This is a genomic window from Alcaligenes sp. MMA (assembly GCF_020907215.1).
Classification (GTDB): domain Bacteria; phylum Pseudomonadota; class Gammaproteobacteria; order Burkholderiales; family Burkholderiaceae_B; genus Alcaligenes; species Alcaligenes aquatilis.
On the sequence record NZ_JAJJPP010000002.1, the window covers coordinates 297,347 to 317,555 of the forward strand.

At 57.1% G+C, this 20,209-nt stretch carries 17 protein-coding genes and 1 pseudogene; 11 read left to right on the forward strand and 7 right to left on the reverse strand.

Features of this window, described 5'->3' with window-relative positions:
- Positions 1-366: 366 nt before the first annotated feature.
- From LNA76_RS09845 to uraD, 4 genes are all read right to left on the reverse strand, one after another.
- Positions 367-552: a 4-oxalocrotonate tautomerase gene (locus tag LNA76_RS09845; protein ID WP_094195588.1), complete on the reverse strand. Its 186-nt coding sequence runs from the start codon at positions 550-552 to the stop codon at positions 367-369.
- A 24-nt stretch (positions 553-576) separates the two neighbouring features.
- A complete protein-coding gene (locus LNA76_RS09850; RefSeq protein ID WP_230019004.1) occupies positions 577-1,368 on the reverse strand; it encodes a class II aldolase/adducin family protein in 792 nt (263 codons plus the stop codon).
- Entirely contained in the window at positions 1,365-1,877 is a 513-nt protein-coding gene (locus tag LNA76_RS09855) for an ureidoglycolate lyase (protein WP_094195590.1), read from the reverse strand. The genes LNA76_RS09850 and LNA76_RS09855 overlap by 4 nt, the downstream gene beginning before the upstream one ends.
- A gap of 148 nt (positions 1,878-2,025) precedes the next feature.
- Positions 2,026-2,556 carry a 2-oxo-4-hydroxy-4-carboxy-5-ureidoimidazoline decarboxylase gene (uraD, locus tag LNA76_RS09860; RefSeq protein ID WP_094195591.1) on the reverse strand — a complete coding sequence of 177 codons (531 nt, stop codon included), beginning with the start codon at positions 2,554-2,556 and terminating at the stop codon, positions 2,026-2,028.
- Between the two features lie 289 nt (positions 2,557-2,845).
- On the opposite strand from uraD, the gene LNA76_RS09865 reads away from it, so the two are divergent.
- The 9 genes and pseudogenes from LNA76_RS09865 to LNA76_RS17995 all read left to right on the forward strand — a co-directional run bounded on the left by LNA76_RS09865 (position 2,846) and on the right by LNA76_RS17995 (position 13,590).
- Positions 2,846-3,802 carry a LysR family transcriptional regulator gene (locus LNA76_RS09865; RefSeq protein ID WP_230019005.1) on the forward strand — a complete coding sequence of 319 codons (957 nt, stop codon included), beginning with the start codon at positions 2,846-2,848 and terminating at the stop codon, positions 3,800-3,802.
- 200 nt (positions 3,803-4,002) lie between these two features.
- Positions 4,003-5,127, forward strand: coding sequence for an MraY family glycosyltransferase (locus LNA76_RS09870; RefSeq protein WP_094195593.1), 1,125 nt, complete (start codon positions 4,003-4,005; stop codon positions 5,125-5,127).
- 55 nt (positions 5,128-5,182) lie between these two features.
- Entirely contained in the window at positions 5,183-6,457 is a 1,275-nt protein-coding gene (gene tviB, locus LNA76_RS09875; protein WP_269467008.1) for a Vi polysaccharide biosynthesis UDP-N-acetylglucosamine C-6 dehydrogenase TviB, read from the forward strand.
- A gap of 16 nt (positions 6,458-6,473) precedes the next feature.
- Positions 6,474-7,499 (forward strand): SDR family oxidoreductase, encoded by a 1,026-nt coding sequence (locus LNA76_RS09880; protein ID WP_094195595.1) that lies wholly within the window; start codon positions 6,474-6,476, stop codon positions 7,497-7,499.
- Positions 7,496-8,857, forward strand: a complete 1,362-nt coding sequence (murJ, locus tag LNA76_RS09885; RefSeq protein WP_094195596.1) for a murein biosynthesis integral membrane protein MurJ — start codon at positions 7,496-7,498, stop codon at positions 8,855-8,857. Before LNA76_RS09880 ends, murJ begins: the two co-directional genes overlap by 4 nt.
- Before the next feature lie 42 nt (positions 8,858-8,899).
- Positions 8,900-10,009, forward strand: coding sequence for a glycosyltransferase family 4 protein (locus LNA76_RS09890; RefSeq protein WP_108728761.1), 1,110 nt, complete (start codon positions 8,900-8,902; stop codon positions 10,007-10,009).
- 63 nt (positions 10,010-10,072) lie between these two features.
- Positions 10,073-11,200 carry a glycosyltransferase family 4 protein gene (locus LNA76_RS09895; RefSeq protein WP_094195598.1) on the forward strand — a complete coding sequence of 376 codons (1,128 nt, stop codon included), beginning with the start codon at positions 10,073-10,075 and terminating at the stop codon, positions 11,198-11,200.
- Positions 11,197-12,267 (forward strand): annotated as a pseudogene (locus LNA76_RS17990) (glycosyltransferase); the annotation flags it as partial. The gene LNA76_RS09895 and the pseudogene LNA76_RS17990, both read left to right, overlap by 4 nt.
- Positions 12,268-12,474: 207 nt before the next feature.
- Positions 12,475-13,590, forward strand: a complete 1,116-nt coding sequence (locus LNA76_RS17995) for a glycosyltransferase family 4 protein (protein ID WP_319802202.1) — start codon at positions 12,475-12,477, stop codon at positions 13,588-13,590.
- Between the two features lie 170 nt (positions 13,591-13,760).
- Here LNA76_RS17995 and LNA76_RS09905 read toward each other — a convergent pair whose 3' ends face one another.
- On the reverse strand, positions 13,761-15,149 hold the full coding sequence (locus LNA76_RS09905; protein ID WP_094195600.1) for a phosphomannomutase/phosphoglucomutase: 1,389 nt from the start codon (positions 15,147-15,149) through the stop codon (positions 13,761-13,763).
- A gap of 129 nt (positions 15,150-15,278) precedes the next feature.
- Between LNA76_RS09905 and LNA76_RS09910 the strand changes: the two genes are divergently transcribed.
- Together LNA76_RS09910 and LNA76_RS09915 are read left to right on the forward strand one after the other, a co-directional pair.
- Complete coding sequence (locus LNA76_RS09910; protein ID WP_108728126.1) at positions 15,279-16,694, forward strand: FAD-binding oxidoreductase; 1,416 nt, start codon at positions 15,279-15,281, stop codon at positions 16,692-16,694.
- A 21-nt stretch (positions 16,695-16,715) separates the two neighbouring features.
- Complete coding sequence (locus tag LNA76_RS09915; protein ID WP_230019006.1) at positions 16,716-17,402, forward strand: phosphatase PAP2 family protein; 687 nt, start codon at positions 16,716-16,718, stop codon at positions 17,400-17,402.
- A 172-nt stretch (positions 17,403-17,574) separates the two neighbouring features.
- Here LNA76_RS09915 and fahA read toward each other — a convergent pair whose 3' ends face one another.
- The gene (fahA, locus tag LNA76_RS09920) at positions 17,575-18,900 is read right to left on the reverse strand and encodes a fumarylacetoacetase (RefSeq protein ID WP_094195603.1); all 1,326 of its coding nucleotides are present in this window, start codon (positions 18,898-18,900) and stop codon (positions 17,575-17,577) included.
- Positions 18,897-20,201: a homogentisate 1,2-dioxygenase gene (gene hmgA, locus LNA76_RS09925; RefSeq protein ID WP_094195604.1), complete on the reverse strand. Its 1,305-nt coding sequence runs from the start codon at positions 20,199-20,201 to the stop codon at positions 18,897-18,899. The genes fahA and hmgA overlap by 4 nt, the downstream gene beginning before the upstream one ends.
- Positions 20,202-20,209: the final 8 nt, after the last annotated feature.

Below are 20,209 nucleotides of genomic sequence, written 5' to 3' on the forward strand. Positions count from 1 at the left end.
TCTCCTTTATTAATACGTTATGCGCAGCCGATGCCTGGGCGCGTAAGCATAAAGTTATCGGATGGGCTGTATCACTGGAAGGCAGTACGGCTTGATAAGTAGAATACGTAAAAGCGTATGGCAGGCTGATTGGTGTAATGGTGAAAGGAGATAAGCCCGGTAGACGGGGCGCTGTGTTCAAGCCAGGGACGAGCCAATTCCTGCTTTTTTCATGTGTTTTACGCCGCTAGGGGTATTGCCCACCTAGTCCAGTCTCAAAAACTGTGTTAGAAGCCGCCAAACTACGGGTTGGTGCATGGTTTTAGCGGGGGCGGCGAAACTGATAGGGATAAAAAAGCGGCTTGTCAGCCGCTTTGGGAAATCTGCTTATTTGTCCGACCACAGAACACCGGCCGTGGCCCAGTTCTCGCGTTTGACGTCGGTAAAGACAATATCAACTGCCTCTGGTGTACAGCCAAGCACGCGACAGGCTTCTTTGGTCAGGGCCTGGGCAAGTTCACGTTTGATTTCCACAGGACGGCCGTCGAATAGTTGTACGTTAATAGAAGGCATAGAGACTCCGTAAGGGGGATGGGATTAGCGGCAAAAATCCGGCTCGCTCTGGTAGAGCTTGCGCAGCAAGGCTGGCCATTCTAACAAGCCCTCTGGCTCGTCCCCCGGTAAAAGCTGGCGATGTGTCAAATCCAGAACATCCTTCGGGGGCAGGTGCAACTGCGGGCTGGCAGCCATGGCCGAGAGCTGAATGCGGCAGGCGCGCTCCAGCGCATCCATCAGAACATAAGCTTCGGCAACGGTGCGTCCGCAGGTCAGGGCACCGTGATTGCGCAAGAGCAGGGCCGGATAGGAGCCTAATTGCTTGAGCAGGGCTTCCTGTTCCTCGGGCGCAAAGGCCAGGCCGGCGTAAGGGTGGTAGCCAATATCCTGCCAGAAACGCATGGCGTGTTGCGACAGGGGCAGCAATCCACAGGACAGGGCCGAGACCGCAATCGAGGCATCTGTATGTAAATGAATGACACAGTGTGCATCGGCACGAGCGCGGTGGACGGCACCATGAATGGCAAAACCGCTGGGGTTGGCACGGCGGCCTGTGCCGTCCACAACTTGGCCCTGGGTATCAATCAAGAGCAGATTGGAGGCGCAGATTTCATCAAAGCGCAGACCAAAGGGATTGATCAGGAAAATGTCGTCGTGGCCGGGCAGGCGCAGGGAAAGGTGGGTGTAGATGATATCGTCCCAGCCCTGGCGGGCCGCCAGCCGGTAAGCGGCGGCCAGATTGACGCGGGCGCGCCAGTGCTCGGGATCAATATCCGCCGGACGATGGGCATAAATGGCCTCGATGTCCGGCGTGATAGGACAGGACTGGCTCACGCTGTCGTGGTTTCCAGTTCAGCGATGGTGGCTTTTTCTTCCAACTGAATCACATCGCAGTTGTCACCAGGGCCTTTGCGGTCAATCACAATGAAGTCGGCTACTTGATTCAGGGCCATCAAGGGGTGATGCCATACGCCGGTTGCGTAGTTCACGCCCTGATCGCCACGAGCCAGGAACAGGCGCAGATCGCTTGCCTTGGGAGTGGGGCCGGCGGGGGCCACAATCACCAGATATGGCTGGCCGGACTGGGGAATGAAGGCCTGGCTCCCCTTGGGGTGGCGCTCCATCATTTCCACGGTAAAGGGCAGGGTGCGTGGCTGGCCACGAAAAATGGACACAATCGCGTGACCCTCTGGGCCCGGTTCAATTTTGGCCAGATCGTGGTAGCGCTCGGTATTGCCGTCGTTGATGGTGAAGTGCTGAACCGTGTCGCAGGCCTCGATGACATCACCAAAAGGGGCGAAGGCTTCGGCTGTCAGGGTTTCCAACTTCAATGTGATTGTCATGGCAGAGGTCCTTGATAAGACAGACTCGCGTGGGGCGGTAGGCAGCCGCGCCACGAAAACTCAGAGCAAACAAGGGGGAGCGTACCCGAAGGCTGGTGCTACCCCGTGAACGGGATGGATCTTCTGGACGAGCCAGGAGGCGGGAAAATCAGGCCAGCAGCGCATCCAGACGGAAACGGGCAATCTTGCCGATTTCGGTCAGACAAGTTTGAAACTCGAGCTCAGCATCGTTGTTCAGGCGGGCTTCTACTGTATCCATGATTTGGTAACGGCTCAAACCCTTGACGGCAATCACGAAGGGAAAGCCGAAACGCTCACGGTACTGGGCGTTCAGGCCACGTAGGCGGGCCAATTCTTCGGCCGAGCATTGGTCCAGGCCGGCGCCACGTTGTTCTCCGGTTGACGCGCTGGTCAGTGTCCCTTGCTCGGCTTCTTTGCCAGCCAGTTCGGGGTGAGCACAGATCAGGTTCTTTTGTTCTTCGTACGAGGCGTCCTGGACCACCTGCACCATGCAGGCATGCAGTTGATCCACGCTGTCAAACGGACGCTGGTTCCAACTACGCTCAGGGACCCAAGGGGAGTGTTCGAAAATACCTTCGAGTCTATCCACAAATTGCCTCTGATCCAGGCTGGAGAGTTCAGCTAGCGCATGTGTGGTGGTAAGGGTTTGAGTGGTCATGTGTCAGTCCGATTGTCTAAGCGTAAAGAGTGCGAGCCCAGGCGGCTCCAGGATCAGGCCTGGGGACCGTTTTATCAAGGGTGGTGGGTGGACGTTTATACAGTCTGTTTGATGTATTCAAACCCTTATAAACCACCGCCTGTGGGCTATGATTTTCTTATATGGGACCAGTTTAAGTTTTCTGTTTATAAATAAAATAGAATTAGGCGTATAAATGATATACGCCATCTCGTATTGTGCATGTATGTCATTATCATGCTGGAAAAAAGCATAAGAAGGAGAGAATAAGATGGCCGCCCGACGTGGGGATAACCCGCTTGATACCTATCTCTTGAGGGTATTTTGCTTACTCGTTACCGAGCGCAGCGTCTCGCGTACCGCGTTCAAAATGAACCAGTCGCAGCCTGCTATCAGTGCGGCCTTACGACGCTTGCGTGACATTATTGGCGATCCTTTGCTGGTGCGCGAAAAAGGGGGCATGGTGCCCACCGAGCGTGCCATGGGTCTGCTGGCTCATGCCAAAGGAGCCTTGGCCGAGATCGACTGCATGGTCAACGCGCCAGACAGTTTTGATCCTCAGGTCAGCCGCAATGAGTTTCATATCGGAGCGCCGGACTATCTGGCCCCTGTCTTTATCGGTGGTGTGGTCGAGCGCATGCGCCGTGAGGCACCGGGCGCGCGTTTGAATCTGCACTCTCTGGATGCCAGTTTTGATTTCGAGCGTTCTTTGGCTGAAGGCGATCTGGATATGGTCATTGGCAACTGGCCCGAACCGCCGGATCGCATGCACTTGTCCGTGTTGCTGGAAGATCAGATCGTCTGCCTGGTTGCCGCGACGCATCCTTTGGCGCGTAAGGGTTTGACCATGGACGATTACGTGCGGGCGCGTCACGTGGTGCCCATGCCGTACTCCATCAACCAACGCGGTGTGATCGACACGACCTTGGCCAGCTTGCGTATTCAGCGCGATGAAAGCGTAGCGGTGCAGTCCTTCTCGGCAGCGCCGTATTTGCTACAGAATACAGACCTGATTTTTACGACTTCACGTCATTTTGCCGAGTTCTATTGCCGTTTATTGCCCCTGGCTATTTTGGAGGCACCGCTGGAGTTTCCTCCCATGCGTTTTTATCAGCTCTGGCATGAACGTAATCGGCATTCGCCCAGCCATCGCTGGTTACGGCGGCTCCTGACCGAGTGCGGGAATCAGTTGGCCTCGACAGAACCGTTGTCGCAACCCGATTCCTGAGCCCTAAACCCCTAAAATACTTGCTTTCAGGCCCGTGCTCGGGCAAATTAGCGAGCTACTCCTGCCGACACAAAAGTGATACGGAACTTGACGGAAATTGTTGCATTTAAAGCGACTGGTCACGGACACAAGCCGGAAGGCAGGTTGATAATGATGTAGTTCCTAACCTTGCAGGGTGTTTTGCGGTGTCTTTACCTCAGATGGGGGAGTCCCTAACTTGGTTGTATATCTGTGTCGTGGCTTTTATGGTCGGCGGGCTTATTGTGGCCTCCGAGCGTTGGCATGGCCGTCTGACTGGGGACAGCGACCTTAGTAAACCTCAAGCGTCCCACTCCCGCCCGACCCCTCGCGTGGGTGGGCTGGCCGTGGTTGCAGGCAGTTTGGCCGGTTTGCTGGTTCTGGGTCCCAGCAATATGACACTGACCTGGCTGTGGCCGGTCTTGTTTCTGGCAGCCATGCCGGTCTTTGTGGCGGGTCTGGTCGAGGACATTACCAAGGACGTCGGCTCCTTGAAGCGTTTGCTGGCTGCCTTCCTGTCGGCGGCGATTGCCTGGTGGTTGCTGGGTGGCGTGTCGCGCGTTGGAGTCAGCTGGGCCGATTGGGTTCTGGGCTTCTGGCCCATTTCGCTGCTCTTTACCATGATTGCCGTGGGCGGCTGTACACATGCCCTCAATATTATTGACGGGATGAACGGCCTGGCGGGCATGATCGCCACCTTGATGGCTCTGTCGCTGGCGTTGGTGGCTTTGCAGGTGCAGGACATTCCTATTTTCCTGATTGCGGCCTCACTGGCCTCGGCCACCTTGGGCTTTCTGGTGTGGAATTTTCCATTCGGACGAGTTTTCCTGGGGGATGGCGGCGCGTATTTCCTGGGATTCATGCTGGCTGAATTGGCTGTGCAACTGGTGGTGCGCAACCCCAGTGTGTCGCCGTTTTACGCCTTGGCCGTGCTGTTTTATCCTGTTTTTGAAACGATGTTTTCGATCTGGCGGCGCCGCTTCAAGCGTGGCGTGCCCGTGGATCAGCCCGATGCACTGCATCTGCACCAACTGGTGTTTCGTCGTCTGGTGCGTTCCACGTTCAGTCGTGACAGCGGTGGGGCCTTGCCCACGTTTTGTAATGCCATGACTTCGCCTTATTTATGGGTTTTGGCCTTGATCGGTTTGGTTCCGGCCACGATCTGGTGGGACAATACCTGGGCGTTGTGTGCCAGCATGCTGGCCTTCTCATTGGTTTATATCTGGCTCTATTCACGTCTGGTTTCGTGGCGTCGCCCTTCCTGGTTGCTGTTGCCCTCGGTACGGCGGCGAGTAGACAGGGACTGATACTGTCAGGCGTTCAAGATTATTCCTTGCGCATAGCGCTAACTGGAGAATGAAGTTGCAACTTGAGAATGTGAAACTGGCCGTAGTCGGCTTGGGATATGTCGGTTTGCCTTTGGCGGTAGAGTTTGGCAAAAAGCGTTCCGTTATTGGTTTTGACATTAACGCGCGTCGTGTCGCCGAACTCAAGGAAGGGGTAGACCGTACTTTGGAGGTCGAGAGCGTAGAGCTGGCCCAGGCTAGTGGTCTGAGCTATTCCTGCGAGGCTGATGAGCTGGCTCAGGCCAATGTGTTCATCGTGACCGTGCCGACACCTATTGATCAATTCAAGCAGCCTGATCTGACCCCGCTGGTCCGTGCTTCCGAGACGATCGGTAAAGTGCTCAAGCGTGGCGATATCGTCATATACGAATCCACGGTTTACCCTGGCGCTACCGAAGAAGTGTGTGTGCCCGTGCTGGAACAAGTGTCGGGTCTGCGTTTTAACGAGGATTTTTACGCCGGTTACAGTCCGGAGCGTATCAATCCGGGTGACAAGGAACACCGCGTTTCCACCATCAAAAAAGTAACGTCCGGCTCGACGCCTGAAGTGGCTGAGTTAGTGGATGCCTTGTATCGCGAAATCATTGTGGTGGGCACCTTCAAGGCCAGCTCCATTCGTGTGGCTGAGGCTGCCAAGGTGATCGAGAACACCCAGCGTGACGTGAATATCGCTCTGATCAACGAATTGGCCCTGATTTTCAACCGTCTGGGCATCGATACCCTGGACGTGCTGGAAGCGGCGGGCACCAAGTGGAACTTCCTGCCTTTCCGTCCCGGTCTGGTGGGCGGTCACTGCATTGGCGTAGACCCCTACTACCTGACCCACAAGGCGCAAGCCATCGGTTACCACCCCGAGATCATTCTGGCTGGTCGTCGTCTGAACGACTCGATGGGCGGCTACGTGGCTTCACAACTGGTTAAAGCTATGACCAAGCGCCGCATCCAGGTGCAAGGTGCGCGCGTCCTGTTATTGGGTCTGGCCTTTAAGGAAAACTGCCCGGATCTGCGTAATACCCGAATTGTCGATATCGTGCATGAACTCAAGCAATACGATGTTCATGTAGACGTGTATGACCCATGGGTTGATCCCGCAGAGGCACAGCACGAGTATGGCATTACTCCAATCGAAGCTCCCCAAGCGGGTGAGTACGACGGTGTGATCGTGGCCGTAGCTCACAAGCAGTTCAAGGATCTGGGTGTCGAGGGCGTGCGCCAGTGGGGCAAGCCTGAGCATGTGCTCTACGATTTAAAGTATGTGTTTGATCGCGATCAGTCCGATCTGCGCCTTTAATCTTGGAAAGCATTTTATGAGCTCTGCATTTGAACAGGCGACCCAGCAACTGCGTAACCAGCCCAAAACCTGGCTGGTTACGGGCTGTGCCGGCTTTATCGGGTCCAACCTGCTGGAAGCTCTGCTGAAAATGGATCAGCAGGTGGTGGGCCTGGACAACTTTGCAACCGGCCACCAATACAATCTGGATGAAGTGCGTGATCAGGTCGGTGCCGAGCGCTGGGCCCGTTTTCGCTTTATTGAAGGAGATATTCGCAGCCTGGATACCTGTCGCGAAGCCGTCAAGGGCGTGGACTATGTGCTGCACCAGGCGGCTCTGGGTTCGGTACCACGTTCCTTGAACGATCCGCTCACGTCCAACGAGGTCAATGTGAGCGGTGCCCTGAATATGATGGTGGCAGCGCGTGACGAACAGGTTAAAGCCTTTGTGTATGCGGCTTCCAGCTCTACGTATGGTGATCACCCCGGCTTGCCCAAGGTGGAAGATACGATTGGTCGCCCTTTGTCCCCTTACGCGGTCACCAAATTCGTGAACGAGCTGTATGCGGATGTGTTTGCCCGTGCCTATGGCTTTTCCAGCGTGGGCCTGCGTTACTTCAACGTGTTTGGTAAACGTCAGGACCCTAACGGTGCATACGCCGCAGTGATTCCCAAATGGGTCTCGGCCATGATCCAGAACCAGGATGTGCAAATTAATGGGGATGGCCAAACCAGCCGCGATTTCTGCTTTATCGACAACGTCATTCAAATGAATATCCTGGCCGCCGTGCAGCAAAAGCCGGCTGTGGCTGAGGTGTATAACGTCGCTGTCAATGCTCGTACCAGCCTGAACGAGTTGTTCGAACATTTGAAGCAGACCTTGAGCAGCAATGGTGTGAATTACACCAAGCAGCCCATCTATGCCGATTTTCGCGCCGGTGATGTACTGCACTCCCAAGCGGATATCACCAAGGCTCGTACACAATTGGGTTACGAGCCGACTCACACGATGTTGCAGGGCTTGAATACAGCCATGCCCTGGTACGTGGCGTTCCTGAGTTGATTTGGGCCGGCCTGAAAGCACGTCTGTCTAGTCTGCATGACGACCACCGCCGCATCGCCCTGGGGGCGATGCGGGTGGCGTTTTTTCTATTGCTGGGCAAGGCGGCGGGCGCTTTCAAAGAAATGGCGGTGGCCTATCGCTACGGTGTAAGCGATGTCGTCGATGCCTACCAGTTCACAATGGTCATGGCCAACTGGTTGCCAGTGACGATTGTCGGCTCTATGTCTGTGGTGTTGATTCCCGTGCTGGTACGCTTGCATCGCCTGGAACCGGCTGCGCGCAGCCGTTTTCTGGGTGAGCTCAAAGCCTGGTGCATTGTGCTGGGCTGCGTATTGGGAGTCTTGATCTGGATTAGCTGGCCCTGGGTGCTGCAATGGACCGGACAAGGGCTAAGCCCTGCCGTTCATGAAATGAGCCGGGAGTTGTTGTTTGCCTTTGCGCCTGCGGCGGTTCTAACGCTGATGATTGGCCTGAGCGCTGCCCGCTTGCGGGCACATGAGCGGCATATCAATACCTTGCTGGAAAGTGTCCCAGCCTTTGTCATTCTGATCTGGGTGCTGGCAGCGGGCGGGAATGCCGGTATTGGTCCCTTGCTTTGGGGCACCTTACTGGGCATGACCATTCAGGCGGTGTGGCTGATGATTCTGGCCTCACGGGCCGATCAGATCTGGGCTCGCCCCACAATCAGCCTGCGTGCCGAGCAGTGGCCGGATTTGCTCAAGGCCGCCACCATCATGCTGGTGGGGCAGGTTGCCATGAGCTTTGTCGGCCCTATCGACCAATATACGGCGGCCAATTTGGGGGCTAATGCCAACGCGACGTTGGGCTACGCCACTCGTTTGCTGGCTCTGGTGCTGGGGGTGGGTGCTGCCTCCGTAGGCCGTGCTGCCTTGCCTGTACTGGCTGATATTCAAAGTCGGGGTGATAACGCCCGTGCTCGCTCCATGGCCTTGAAGTGGTCGGTCATGATGTTGCTGGCCGGTGGGGTGGCTGCCGCTATTGGCGTTCTGTTGGCGCCTTGGGGGGTGGCACTGCTGTTTGAGCGTGGTGCGTTCACGGCGCAGGATACGGCCACTGTCGCCCAGGTGTTTAGCTGGGGGTTGGTGCAACTGCCCTTTTATTTTGGGGTGCTGATTCTGGTGCAGTTGCTGGCCAGTCAGAACCGTTATAAATCCATGGCAATCATTGCCGTGATCAATTTTTTGGTGAAAGCGGCCCTGAACCCGATTCTGGCGGCGCGCATGGGCCCGTCGGGCATCATGCTGGCGACCAGTCTGATGTATGCGGCTTCTTTCACTTGTTATTTCATCTTGGCCTTGAGGCCAGCCAGTGCCTTCGCGTCTGGTTCGCAGGAATAGGAAAACGTGCACAGTAGTCATTCGGTCGTTCGCCCTCATATCATGCTGCTTATCCACTCTTTGGGTGGAGGCGGGGCAGAACGTGTTGCCGTCGATTTAAGCGCAGCCTGGGTGGCGCGTGGCTATCGAGTGTCTTTGGTGACTCAGGCTGGCCGTGATAAAGATGCGTATACCGTGGCAGAAGGCGTGGAGCGCCATGTGCTCGGGACGGCAGGTAGCAGTCGTGGGCGTCTGGATGCTTTGTGGAAGAACTGGCGCCGAGTACGTCGAGTACGCTCGCTGATACGCAAAACCAAGCCCGATGTGGTGCTGGGTATGATGACAACCTCCTCGGTGCTGGCCATTTCTGCCGCCAAAGGCTTGCCCTGCAAGGTGATTGCGACCGAGCATACACATCCTCCCTCCCAGTCCATGTCTTCTTTCTGGCAAAAGGCCCGTTTGCGTACTTATCCCCAAGCCCATGCGGTGATTGCCCTGACTGCCGGTACGGCAGACTGGCTGCGCGAGCATGTGCCCGGCAGTCAGGTGCAGGTGATCCCCAATGCCGTGCGTTGGCCTATGGACAGCACCGAACCTGTTGTGCCCGTGCCCGAGCTGCCAAAAGGGCGTAAACGCTTATTGGCCGTAGGGCGACTGCACCCGGTCAAGGGGTTTGACACCCTGATTGAATCGTTTGCCATGCTGTCCAACTATTTCCCCGATTGGGATTTGGTGATTCTGGGCGAAGGCGAGCAGCGCGCTCCTTTGGAAGCACGCATTGAAGAGCTGGAGCTGCAAGAGCGGATTGCGCTGCCCGGTCGGGTCGGCAATATGGCGGACTGGTACGAGCAGTCTGATCTGTATGTGCTCAGTTCCCGAATGGAAGGCTTGTCCAACAGTTTGTTGGAAGCGATGGCCAGTGGTTTGACGGCGGTAGCCTTTGATTGCGACACCGGCCCGCGTGAGATCATTCGCGCCAATATCGACGGTGTCTTGGTACGTCCGGTCGAAGATGTGGAAGCGCTGGCCGCCCATTTATCCGATCTGATGTCCAACGAGGACAAACGCCAGAGGTTGGCGCGTCGTGCCATAGATGTGCGCGACCGCTTTTCCTCGGCCCGCGTTCTGGCGCTGTGGCAGCAAGTGTTGGAACAGTGTTGGCGTCGGCCTTAAAATGGCGCTTTTCTTAGTGCCAGCAGGCTCAAACTACCCGGTCGATGAGCCCATGGAGGCCCAGTGAATATTCTGTTTTTCGTCAGCTCCCTGAACGCAGGCGGTGCCGAGCGTGTCGCTTCTACCTTGGCCAATGCCTGGGGGCTGCGAGGCGATCAGGTCACCCTGGTGCCGACCTACAGCGGTGGGGGCAGTGCCTTTTACCCTATCGACTCCAAGGTGGAGCTGGTGTGGTTGGCCCACCGCATGCGTGGCAGTTGGCTGCCTAAACCTTTGACTAAGCTGCGCGCCATGCGCAAGTTGGTGCGTGAAAAACAGCCCGATGTCATCGTGTCGTTTCTGACCAATGTGAATATCAATGTTTTGCTGGGACTGGGCGGCATGGGCGTCCCTATTGTGGTGGGCGAGCGTACCAACCCGGCCTTTAGCAGCAGTGCGGGCAAGCTGTTGCAAAGTCTGCGCCGTCGTCTGTATCCCAAGGCTCAGGTGGTCACCGTTCAGACCCGAGCCAGTGTCGCGGCGTTTCAGGCCATGGTGCCGGGCATGAAACAGGTCATGGTCGTGCCCAACCCTTTGCCGCAGGCTTTGGATGCCGTGCAACGCGAGGTACGGGTAGAAGAGAACCGACACTGCACCTTGATGGCGATGGGGCGTCTGGTGCCTTCCAAGCGCTTTGATGTTTTGATCCGCGTGTTTGCAGGACTGGCTGCCGAGTACCCGGAATGGAAATTGAAAATCTGGGGCGATGGTCCGCAGCGGGCCCAATTGGTGCAGCAGATTGCCATGTCCGGTGCTGCTGACCGTATCGAGCTGGCTGGAAAAACGGCCCAGCCCTGGCAGGAAATGGCGCGCTCCCATGCTTTTGTTATGACTTCGGAAGTGGAAGGTTTCCCGAACGTGCTGCTGGAGGCCATGGCGATGGGCTTGCCCACCGTGACGGTTGATTGCCCCAGCGGCCCGCGCGAGATCAGCTCCGATGGCAAAGACGCCTTGTTGGTTCCGGTGGGGGACGAAGGCGCCTTGACCGCTGCCCTGGCCGAATTGATGGGTGATGGCGTGTTTCGGGGTGTATTGGGCCGACGTGCCGCTGCAGCGGTGCGCCAGCGTTATGAGCTAGAGCAGGTTTTGCGTAACTGGGACCAGGTCTTTCAGGCCGCCCGTGGCGGTATAGAAGAAGGAGCCAAAGCATGAGTGCATTGCAGCCAAGGTCGTTGAATCAGGAAACAAACGCCGTGGATGGCGCGCTGGAGAAAACAACGCCGCCTTTGCGTGTCGTGCACATTATTGCGGGACTGGGGCAGGGCGGGGCAGAGACGGTCTTGTTCCGTCTGGTGACGGCTCCTGGCCAAGATACCGAACATATTGTGATTTCTCTGGGCGAGGAGGATGTTTTTGGACCGCAATTGCGTGCTGCTGACATTCCTTTGTACTGCCTGCATATGCACTCGCCGCTGGGCTTTTTGAAGGGCTTGCGATCCTTGACACGCGTGTTGCGTGAGGTGCAGCCCGATGTGGTGCAGACCTGGATGTATCACTCCGACCTGATTGGTGGCGCCGCCGCCCGACTGGTTGGCATTCCCGCAGTGTCCTGGGGTATTCGCAACTCCGGCGCGAATCTGTATCAAGGCAGCCCGAAGGCCCGTATGGTGGCCTGGTTGTGTGCCCGTTTGTCACGCTTTATCCCTAACCTGATTGTGTCCTGCGCAGAAAACGCTGCCCGACGCCATAAGCAATGGGGTTATCGCGCCGACATCATGAAGGTAATCCCCAATGGCTACGACCTGAGCCGTTGGCACCCCGATCAGCAAGCACGCGAGGAAGTACGTGATGAATTGGGGTTGTCACTGGATACGCCTGTTATCGGTAGTGTGGCCCGCTGGAATCCACTGAAAGACCACCCTAATTTGCTGGCCGCTTTAGCCCGTAGTCTGCATCGTCATCCTGGCTTGCGTTGCCTGCTGATTGGTGACGGTATGGACAGCGATAACGACACCTTGATGCGCTTGCTGGATCAGCATCAACTTCGCGAGAGCGTCATCTTGATGGGGCGACGCACCGACGTACCCCGCTTGATGAATGCGCTGGACGTGCATGTACTGTCAAGCTCGGCGGAGGGCTTTCCGAACGTGGTATGTGAAGCCATGGCTGCCGGTGTGTCCAATGTCGTTACCGATGTGGGCGATGCTGCCTTGATCGTGGGCAATGAGGGCTGGATTGTGCCTCCCAGTAATGCCGAAGCCTTGGCTGGTGCCATCAATAGTGCGGTTGATGAGCTGGGTGCGCCTTCCTGGCAGGCTCGCCATGAGCATGCCCGTGAACGGGTTGCCCGTCTGTTTTCTCTGGAAGGCATGGTCAAGAACTACACACAGGCCTGGAAGACACTGACAGCGCAGTATCCGCCCAAACGCAAGCGTAGTCGGCAAGCCTTGAATGTGTTGACGGACGATTCCAGCAAGAAAACACGCATGCTGATGTTCGTGGTCAATAACCCCGCTTTTTTCCTGTCACACCGTTTGCCTTTGGCGCAAGCCGCGCAGCGTGAAGGCTATGACGTGCATGTGGCCACCATGGATGGCCCGGCAGTCGCCCAGATCGAGCGTCACGGCTTGCACCATCATGCTTTGCCCATGACGCGTAGCGGAACCAATCCCTTGCAAGAATTGCAAACCATCTGGGCCTTGTGGCGTCTGTTTCGTCGGGAGCGCCCCGAACTGGTACACGCGGTCACCATCAAACCTGTTTTGTACGGCGGTATTGCTGCGCGGCTGGCCGGTGTGCCGGGTTTTCTGGCTGCCGTATCTGGCTTGGGTTATGTATTTACCAAGCGCGACAAATCATTTGATCCCGTGCGCTGGATTGCTCTGCAGCTTTATCGCATTGCTCTGGGACATCCCAATAGCCGAGTGATTTTCCAGAACAGCAATGACCGTGATGTCTTGCTGGAGGATCGTGTGGTCAAACGCGATCAGTGTGTCCTGATTCGTGGTTCCGGCGTAGATCTGAACGAGTTTCAGGCGGTGCCAGAGCCAGAAGGCCCCCCCGTCGCTTTGATGGTGTCGCGCCTATTGGTGGACAAGGGGGTACGAGAGTTCGTTGAAGCAGCACGTATCAGTGCTGCTCAAGGCAGCCCGGTGAAATGGGTATTGGCGGGCAGCCCGGATCCCGGCAACCCCGCCAGTATCAGCGAGCAGGAGTGGCAGAGCTGGCAAAAGCAGGGTGTGGTGCAGTGCCTGGGTGAACGTAGCGATATTGCGCAGTTGTACGCTCAATCGCACATTGCCGTGCTGCCGTCCTATCGTGAAGGTTTGCCTAAATCCTTGGTAGAAGCTGCGGCTTGCGGGCGGGCGGTGGTGACGACTGATGTACCCGGTTGTCGGGATGCCATTGAGCCTGGAGTAACGGGTGTGCTGGTACCAGTGCGTAATGCACAGGCCTTGGCGGCAGCCGTGATGGAACTGGGCGAGGATACGGCCAAGCGACAAGCCATGGGGGCGGAAAGCCGCCGCTTGGCACAAGAGGCTTTTGATATTGACCGCATCAGTGCGGCTCATCTGAATCTGTATCAGTACTTGAGTCGTTAAGACTTGGACTTCCTTGGTCCTGGACCAAGGCATAAAAAACGGGCTGAACTGTTTGCTGTGACTTGGGGTTGAATCCACGGTTTCAGAGACAGTTCAGCTCTTTTGTTACCGCCGGGTCGTGTCAAGGCTAGTCGCCCCTGGTAAAAAGTGCCCCCTTGGGGGCAGCAAGCTTAGAAAGGCAAAGCAGCATCCGGCTTCAAGGCCAGCAGTGCCGCGCGGAATTCACCCTGAATTCGATCCAGCGCCTCTTGGGACTGCGCTTCAAAGCGCAGCACAATGACCGGTGTGGTGTTGGAGGCACGAGCCAGGCCGAAGCCATCCGGGTACTCGGCACGTACACCATCAATCGTATTGAGTTGATTGGAACTGGGGAAACGGCCTTCTTTTTGCAGGCGGGCAATCAAGGCATGCGGCTCGCCCTCGGCCAGAGGCAGCTTCAGTTCCGGTGTAGACAGGTCTTGTGGCAAGGCTTCCAGCTCGGCCGTCGGGTTGTCGCCGCGTGAAAGAATCGCTAGAAGGCGTGCGCCGGTATACAGGCCATCATCAAAGCCGTACCAGCCTTCCTTGAAGAACACGTGGCCGCTCATCTCGCCAGCTAAAGGAGCGCCTGTCTCGGCCAGTTTGGCCTTGATCAGCGAATGGCCGGTTTGCCACATCAAAGGTTCACCACCGGCCTTGGCAATTTCCAGGGCAACGTGGCGGCTGCATTTCACGTCAAAAATAATGGTGGAGCCGGGTTCACGCTGCAAAATGTCGCGTGCGTACAGAATCAATTGACGGTCGGGCCAGATGATCTGACCGGAGCGTGTCACCACACCCAGGCGGTCGGCATCGCCGTCAAAGGCCAGGCCCACTTCGCAGTCCGTGTTTTGAACATGGGCGATCAGGTCTTGCAGATTGTGCGGCTCGGCCGGGTCAGGGTGGTGGTTGGGGAAGCTGCCATCGACCTCTTCAAACAGCATATCCACGTCGCAGCCCAGAGCTTTGAACAGGCGGGCGGCCACAACGCCACCCACGCCGTTGCCGCAGTCCAGGGCAATTTTCATGGGACGGGCCAGTTTGACACGTTCAGCGATCGTGTTGACATACTGGCCCAGCAAGTCCTTTTTCTCGCCCGTGCCTGCCTGAGCCGTTGGTTCAATACCGGCTTGCATGCGCTTCATCAGGCTCTGGATGTCCTGGCCGTGCAAGGTTTTGCCAGCCATCATCATCTTGAAGCCGTTGTAGTTGGACGGATTATGGCTGCCCGTGATGGCCACGCCCGAGCCGGTTTCCAGCACATTGGCCGCAAAATAGACGACGGGAGTAGGAACCATGCCCAGATCTACGGTATTGACCCCACCGGCCTGAATGCCTTTTTGCAGGGCTTGAGACAAGGCCGGGCTGCTGTGACGGCCGTCATAGCCCACGACTAAGGTTTGGACGGCTTGTTCACGGGCAGAGGCGGCCAACGCCAGGCCGAGCTGGTAGGCAAAGTCAGGATTCAGTTGTTCGGGGACCGTGCCTCGAATATCGTAGGCTTTGAATACGGCAGTCGGTAGGGCAGGAAGTTGGGTCACGTCGCGTCCTGAAGGGGATAAACAAAGAAAGCAGTTTAGCGCGAATGTCCCCGGCTTTCGTGAGTTACCATTAAGAGCTGTAGCGCGACAGCAAGAGCGCCTGATTGTTTTTCTTGAGTGGCTTGGGTCATGACTTTTCTGAACGAACTTGAACAGCGTATTGGTCAGCAGCACGTGCTGACGGGACAATCCATGCAGCAGTACCTGGAAGATTGGCGTGGACGCTATATCGGTACTGCTTTGGCGGTGGCCCGGCCTGCAACGACGCAAGAAGTGGCCCAGGTCGTGCGTCTATGCGCCGAGCATCGTGTGCCCATCGTCCCTCAAGGCGGCAATACCGGCTTGTGTGGGGGGGCGACGCCGGACAATAGCGCGACAGCACTAGTGCTGTCTTTGGAGCGCTTGAACAAGATTCGCAGTGTGGATACGGAAAACGACACCATGGTGGTGGAAGCAGGCTGCATTTTGCAAAACGTGCAGCAAGCTGCTCGCGACCATCAGCGCCTGTTTCCCTTAAGTCTGGCCGCAGAAGGCAGTTGCACCATTGGTGGCAATCTGGCCACCAATGCGGGTGGTACACAGGTTCTGCGTTACGGTAATGCTCGTGACCTGACTTTGGGGCTGGAGGTCGTGACGGCCCAGGGCGAGATCCTGCATGGTCTGCTTGGCTTGCGTAAAGACAATACCGGCTACGACCTGCGCAACCTGTTCATTGGTAGCGAAGGTACCCTGGGCATCATCACCGCCGCCACCATCAAGCTCTATCCCCAGCCAGTAGCGGCATGTACCGCCTTGCTGGCGCTGAACACCATTGAAGATGCCATACAAGTGTTGGCGCTGGCCCGTCAGGGTCTGGCCGCTTCCTTGACCGGCTTTGAGCTGATTGCAGGCAATTGCCTGCAAGCCGTGCTGCATTGCTACCCTGATCAACGCATGCCTTTCCAGGGCCCGGCAGAAAAAGCGGCCTGGTATGCCTTGCTGGAGCTGTCCGACAGCGAGAGCCTGGAGCATGCCCGCGAGCGCTTTGAAAGCGTGATCGGTCAGGCCCTGGAGCAAGACTTGGTGCAAGACGCCGTCATTGCCGAGACCATTGCACAAAGCAAAGCGCTCTGGCACTTGCGTGAAAGCATTCCGCTGGCTGAAAAAACCTATGGCAAAAGCATCAAGCATGATGTTTCCCTTCCCGTGTCTGTGATGTCCCAATTTGTGCATGAGACGGACAAGGCCTTGCAGGAAGCCTTCCCCGGTCTGGAAAACGTAACGTTCGGGCATTTGGGCGACGGCAACTTGCACTACAACGTGGCGCGTGGGACGGCTTTCACGGAACAAGAGCTGTTAAAGCGCCAGGACGAGATTTACGCCCTGGTACATGACAGCGTGCACCGCTTCAATGGTTCGATCAGCGCCGAGCATGGTGTGGGTCAACTCAAGCGCCAACTGCTGCCACGTTATAAAGATCCCGTTTCCCTGGCCTTGATGAAGCAAATCAAGACGGCGCTGGATCCTTTGGGAATCATGAACCCCGGTAAGGTATTGCCCGACTGACCGAAGTTACTTGGTGTGTAGATGTTTTTTCGTCCTTATATCGCTGCCAGTGCCGTCTTGTTTACGGTTTTGGGAATCGTCGCGGCAGTGACGATGGGTTCGGCAACGGATCTGTCACTCAGCGCCTATTTCTATGATTCGCAAGTCCAGGACTTCTCCTGGCGTCTGCAGCCTTTTGTGGATTTGTTCGGGCGCAGACTGGTGTGGTTCGTCCCTTTTGGCGGTGCAGTCATATGGACGATGGTGGCTTGGCGCCAGCCCAAGGGCTCGTGCCGCCAATTGGCTTGGGCGGGGGCGGCTTTCTTCATGGGCAGTGGCCCCTTGTTAGTGGGTGTGCTGAAACATCTGACCGCTATGCCGCGTCCCTTTAATTTGGCCATGTTTGGTGGTACAGAATCCATGCCTGACTATTTTTGGGCGCACTCTTGGGCGCAGGCGGGCAATGCCTTGCCCAGTGCCCATGCCGCATCTGGCTTTGTGCTCTTGTCCCTGTTTTTTGTAGGCCTCATGATAGGGTGCCGCAAGTTGGCCATCGGGGGCTTTGTGCTGGGTATCAGCGCAGGTTTGCTGTTTGGTTTTTTGCGCATTATGCAGGGCTACCATTTCATTAGCCAAGTGTTGGCCTCAGGTGCTGTTTTAGGGTTGTACGGCTGTGCGCTGTTTTATATCCTGTGGTCTTGGGCCAGACGCAAGCAATTGCCTGCTTAGTGGTTTTTAATCTGCAAAAGGGGACGTCAAGTCCCCTTTGTCGTTTTAACGAGTCCTGTTTTTGAGAGCTGGTACGTAAAAACACCCCGAAGCCAGATGCGGGCTTCGGGGTGTCGTTCACAAGCAAGCGTCTCTTGCCAATCAGACCTTGGCAGGCATGGGCCGCCTGTGCTTAAGGTATGGCAGGCAATACGCGTCCGGCGCACTCACCGAAAGACAGGGTCGGGTAGCCCTCTTGACGGCACTGGCCCTTCAAGATGATCTCGTCCTGATCTTCCAGGAACTTGCGTTGTTCGCCCCAAGGCAGATCAATGGGGTTTTTACCGCCCTGGTTCATCTCCAGTAAGGAGCCTTCCTGACCTTTGGCTGGGCCGGACAAGGTGCCGGTACCCAGCAGGTCGCCGGTTTGCAGATTGCAGCCGTTGACGCTGTGGTGGGCGACCAGTTGGGCCACGGTCCAATAGGCTTCCTTGAAGTTGCTGCGCGAGAGTAAGGCCGGATCTTTCTTTTGCTGACGAGACTGCTCGGTGCTCAGGTACACCTCCAGTTCCACGTCCAGAACGCCACTTTCCTGGTTGGCCTGATCCTGCAAATAGGGCAGAGGCTGAGGATCGGACTCGGGGCGGTTGAATGGGCGACGGAAGGGAGCCAGGGCTTCCAGCGTCACCACCCAAGGGGAGATCGTCGAGGCAAAGTTCTTGGCCAGGAAAGGGCCCAAAGGTTGGTATTCCCAGGCCTGCAGATCGCGGGCCGACCAGTCATTGAACAGGCACAGACCAAAAACGTGCTCGTCTGCCTGAGCGATAGGGATACGGTGACCCGCTTCGTTGCCTTTGCCAATCAGAATGCCCATTTCCAGCTCGAAGTCCAGGCGTTGGCAAGGACCAAAGTTGGGCTGCTCCTGCCCCTCGGGTGGGCGGGTCTGGCCGACAGGACGTGGGAACTGCTGGCCGGATACGCCGATGCTGGAGGCGCGACCGTGGTAGCCAATCGGGACCCACTTGTAGTTGGGCAGCAAGGGCGCATCGGGGCGGAACTGTTTTCCTATCGCCGTTGCGTGGTGCACGGAAATGTAGAAATCGGTGTAGTCGCCAATTTGGGCGGGCAGGGCGTATTCCAGCTTGCTGCGCTCGATCAGCATGGGGCGCAGGCGCGACTCGGCCGAAGCACCCTGGCGCAGGTCATGCGACAAGGCCGCACGTAGCGCGCTCCAGTATTCCTGGCCCAAGGCCATCAGCTCATTGAGTGCAGGTTTGACGCAAGCGGCCAAGGCGTCGGCGGCTTGGCCGTGCCAGGGAGTATCGCTGGCCAACAGCCCCAGGTCCAGCGCGTAAGGGCCAATGGCCACCATGACGCGAAAGTCCTCCTGACTGTCACGGCGACGGGCCACGGCAAAGGGCAGGTTCTGGATGGGGAAACCGTTATCGGCCTCGTTCGCGCCGGGCACCCAGCTTTGCAGCTTGGGGTCGTGAGTGTCATTCAGATAAGGTCGGGTCATGCCTTTTGTTCCGTAGAGAAGTGTTTTTCCAGTCCGTCCCAGACGGCATCGTAATTGGCTTGCAGACTGCCGCTTTGCAAGGCCTGTGGCGAGGGGCGGATAACTTTGCGTGTCTCGAACATAAAGGCCATGGTACCGCGCAGATAGTCCGCCTTGCTCAGGTCCGCAGAGCTGGCCTTGTCAAAGGTGTTGGCGTCGGGGCCATGCGGGCTCATGCAATTGTGCAGGCTGGAGCCGCCCGGTGCAAAGCCGTCGGCCTTGGCATCGTACACACCGTGTATCAGTCCCATGAATTCGCTGGCGAAGTTACGGTGGAACCACGGTGGGCGGAAGGTGTTTTCCATGGCCAGAATGCGTGGCGGGAAAATGGCGAAGTCCAGGTTGGCCGTGCCGGGGGTGTCGGAGGGCGAGGTCAGTACGCTGAAAATGCACGGGTCGGGGTGATCATAGCTGATCGAGCCGATCACGTTAAAGTCGCGTAAATCGTATTTGTAGGGGGCGTGCGTGCCATGCCAGGCAACCACATCCAACGGTGAGTGCGTCAGTTGGGCAACCCAGAAGCCGCCTGTGAATTTGGTGACCAGCTCATGAGGCTCGTTCACGTCCTCATACCAGGCCACGGGTGTCTTGAAGTCACGGGCATTGGCCAGGCCGTTAGAGCCGATCGGGCCCAGTTCAGGTAAACGCAGGGGAGCACCGAAGTTTTCCAGCAGATAACCGCGTGCCACGTCGTCCAGCAACTCGACCTTGAAGCGTACGCCACGCGGCATGACGGCAATCTCGCAAGGCTCGATTTCCATGATGCCCAGTTCGCTGACCAGACGCAGGCGACCCTGTTCAGGCACGAACATCATTTCGGCGTCGGCGTTATAGAACACGCGCCGTCCCATGGACTGGTTGATGGCGTACAGATGGATGGCAATGCCGCTTTGCGAATCACTGCTGCCATTGCCTGCCCAGGTATGGACGCCGGCCAGAAAATCGGTTGGCTTGCCGGGTAGGTTCAGCGGGTTCCAGCGCAAACGGTTGGGGTTGGCCGGGCCTTGTCCGAAGTCTTCATTCCAATAAGGAGCGCCTTCAAAGGCCGTAAATGCCCCTTGCTTGGCGCTGGGGCGAATGCGGTACAGCCAGGAGCGGCGGTTGTCGGCACGCGGCGCGGTAAAGGCTGTGCCGGACAACTGCTCGGCATACAAGCCATACGGACACTTTTGGGGCGAATTGCGTCCAATGGGCAGCGCACCGGGCAGCGCCTCGGTGGCAAAAGCGTTACCAAAACCAATCTGATAGTTCAACGAGCTCATTAGGGGTC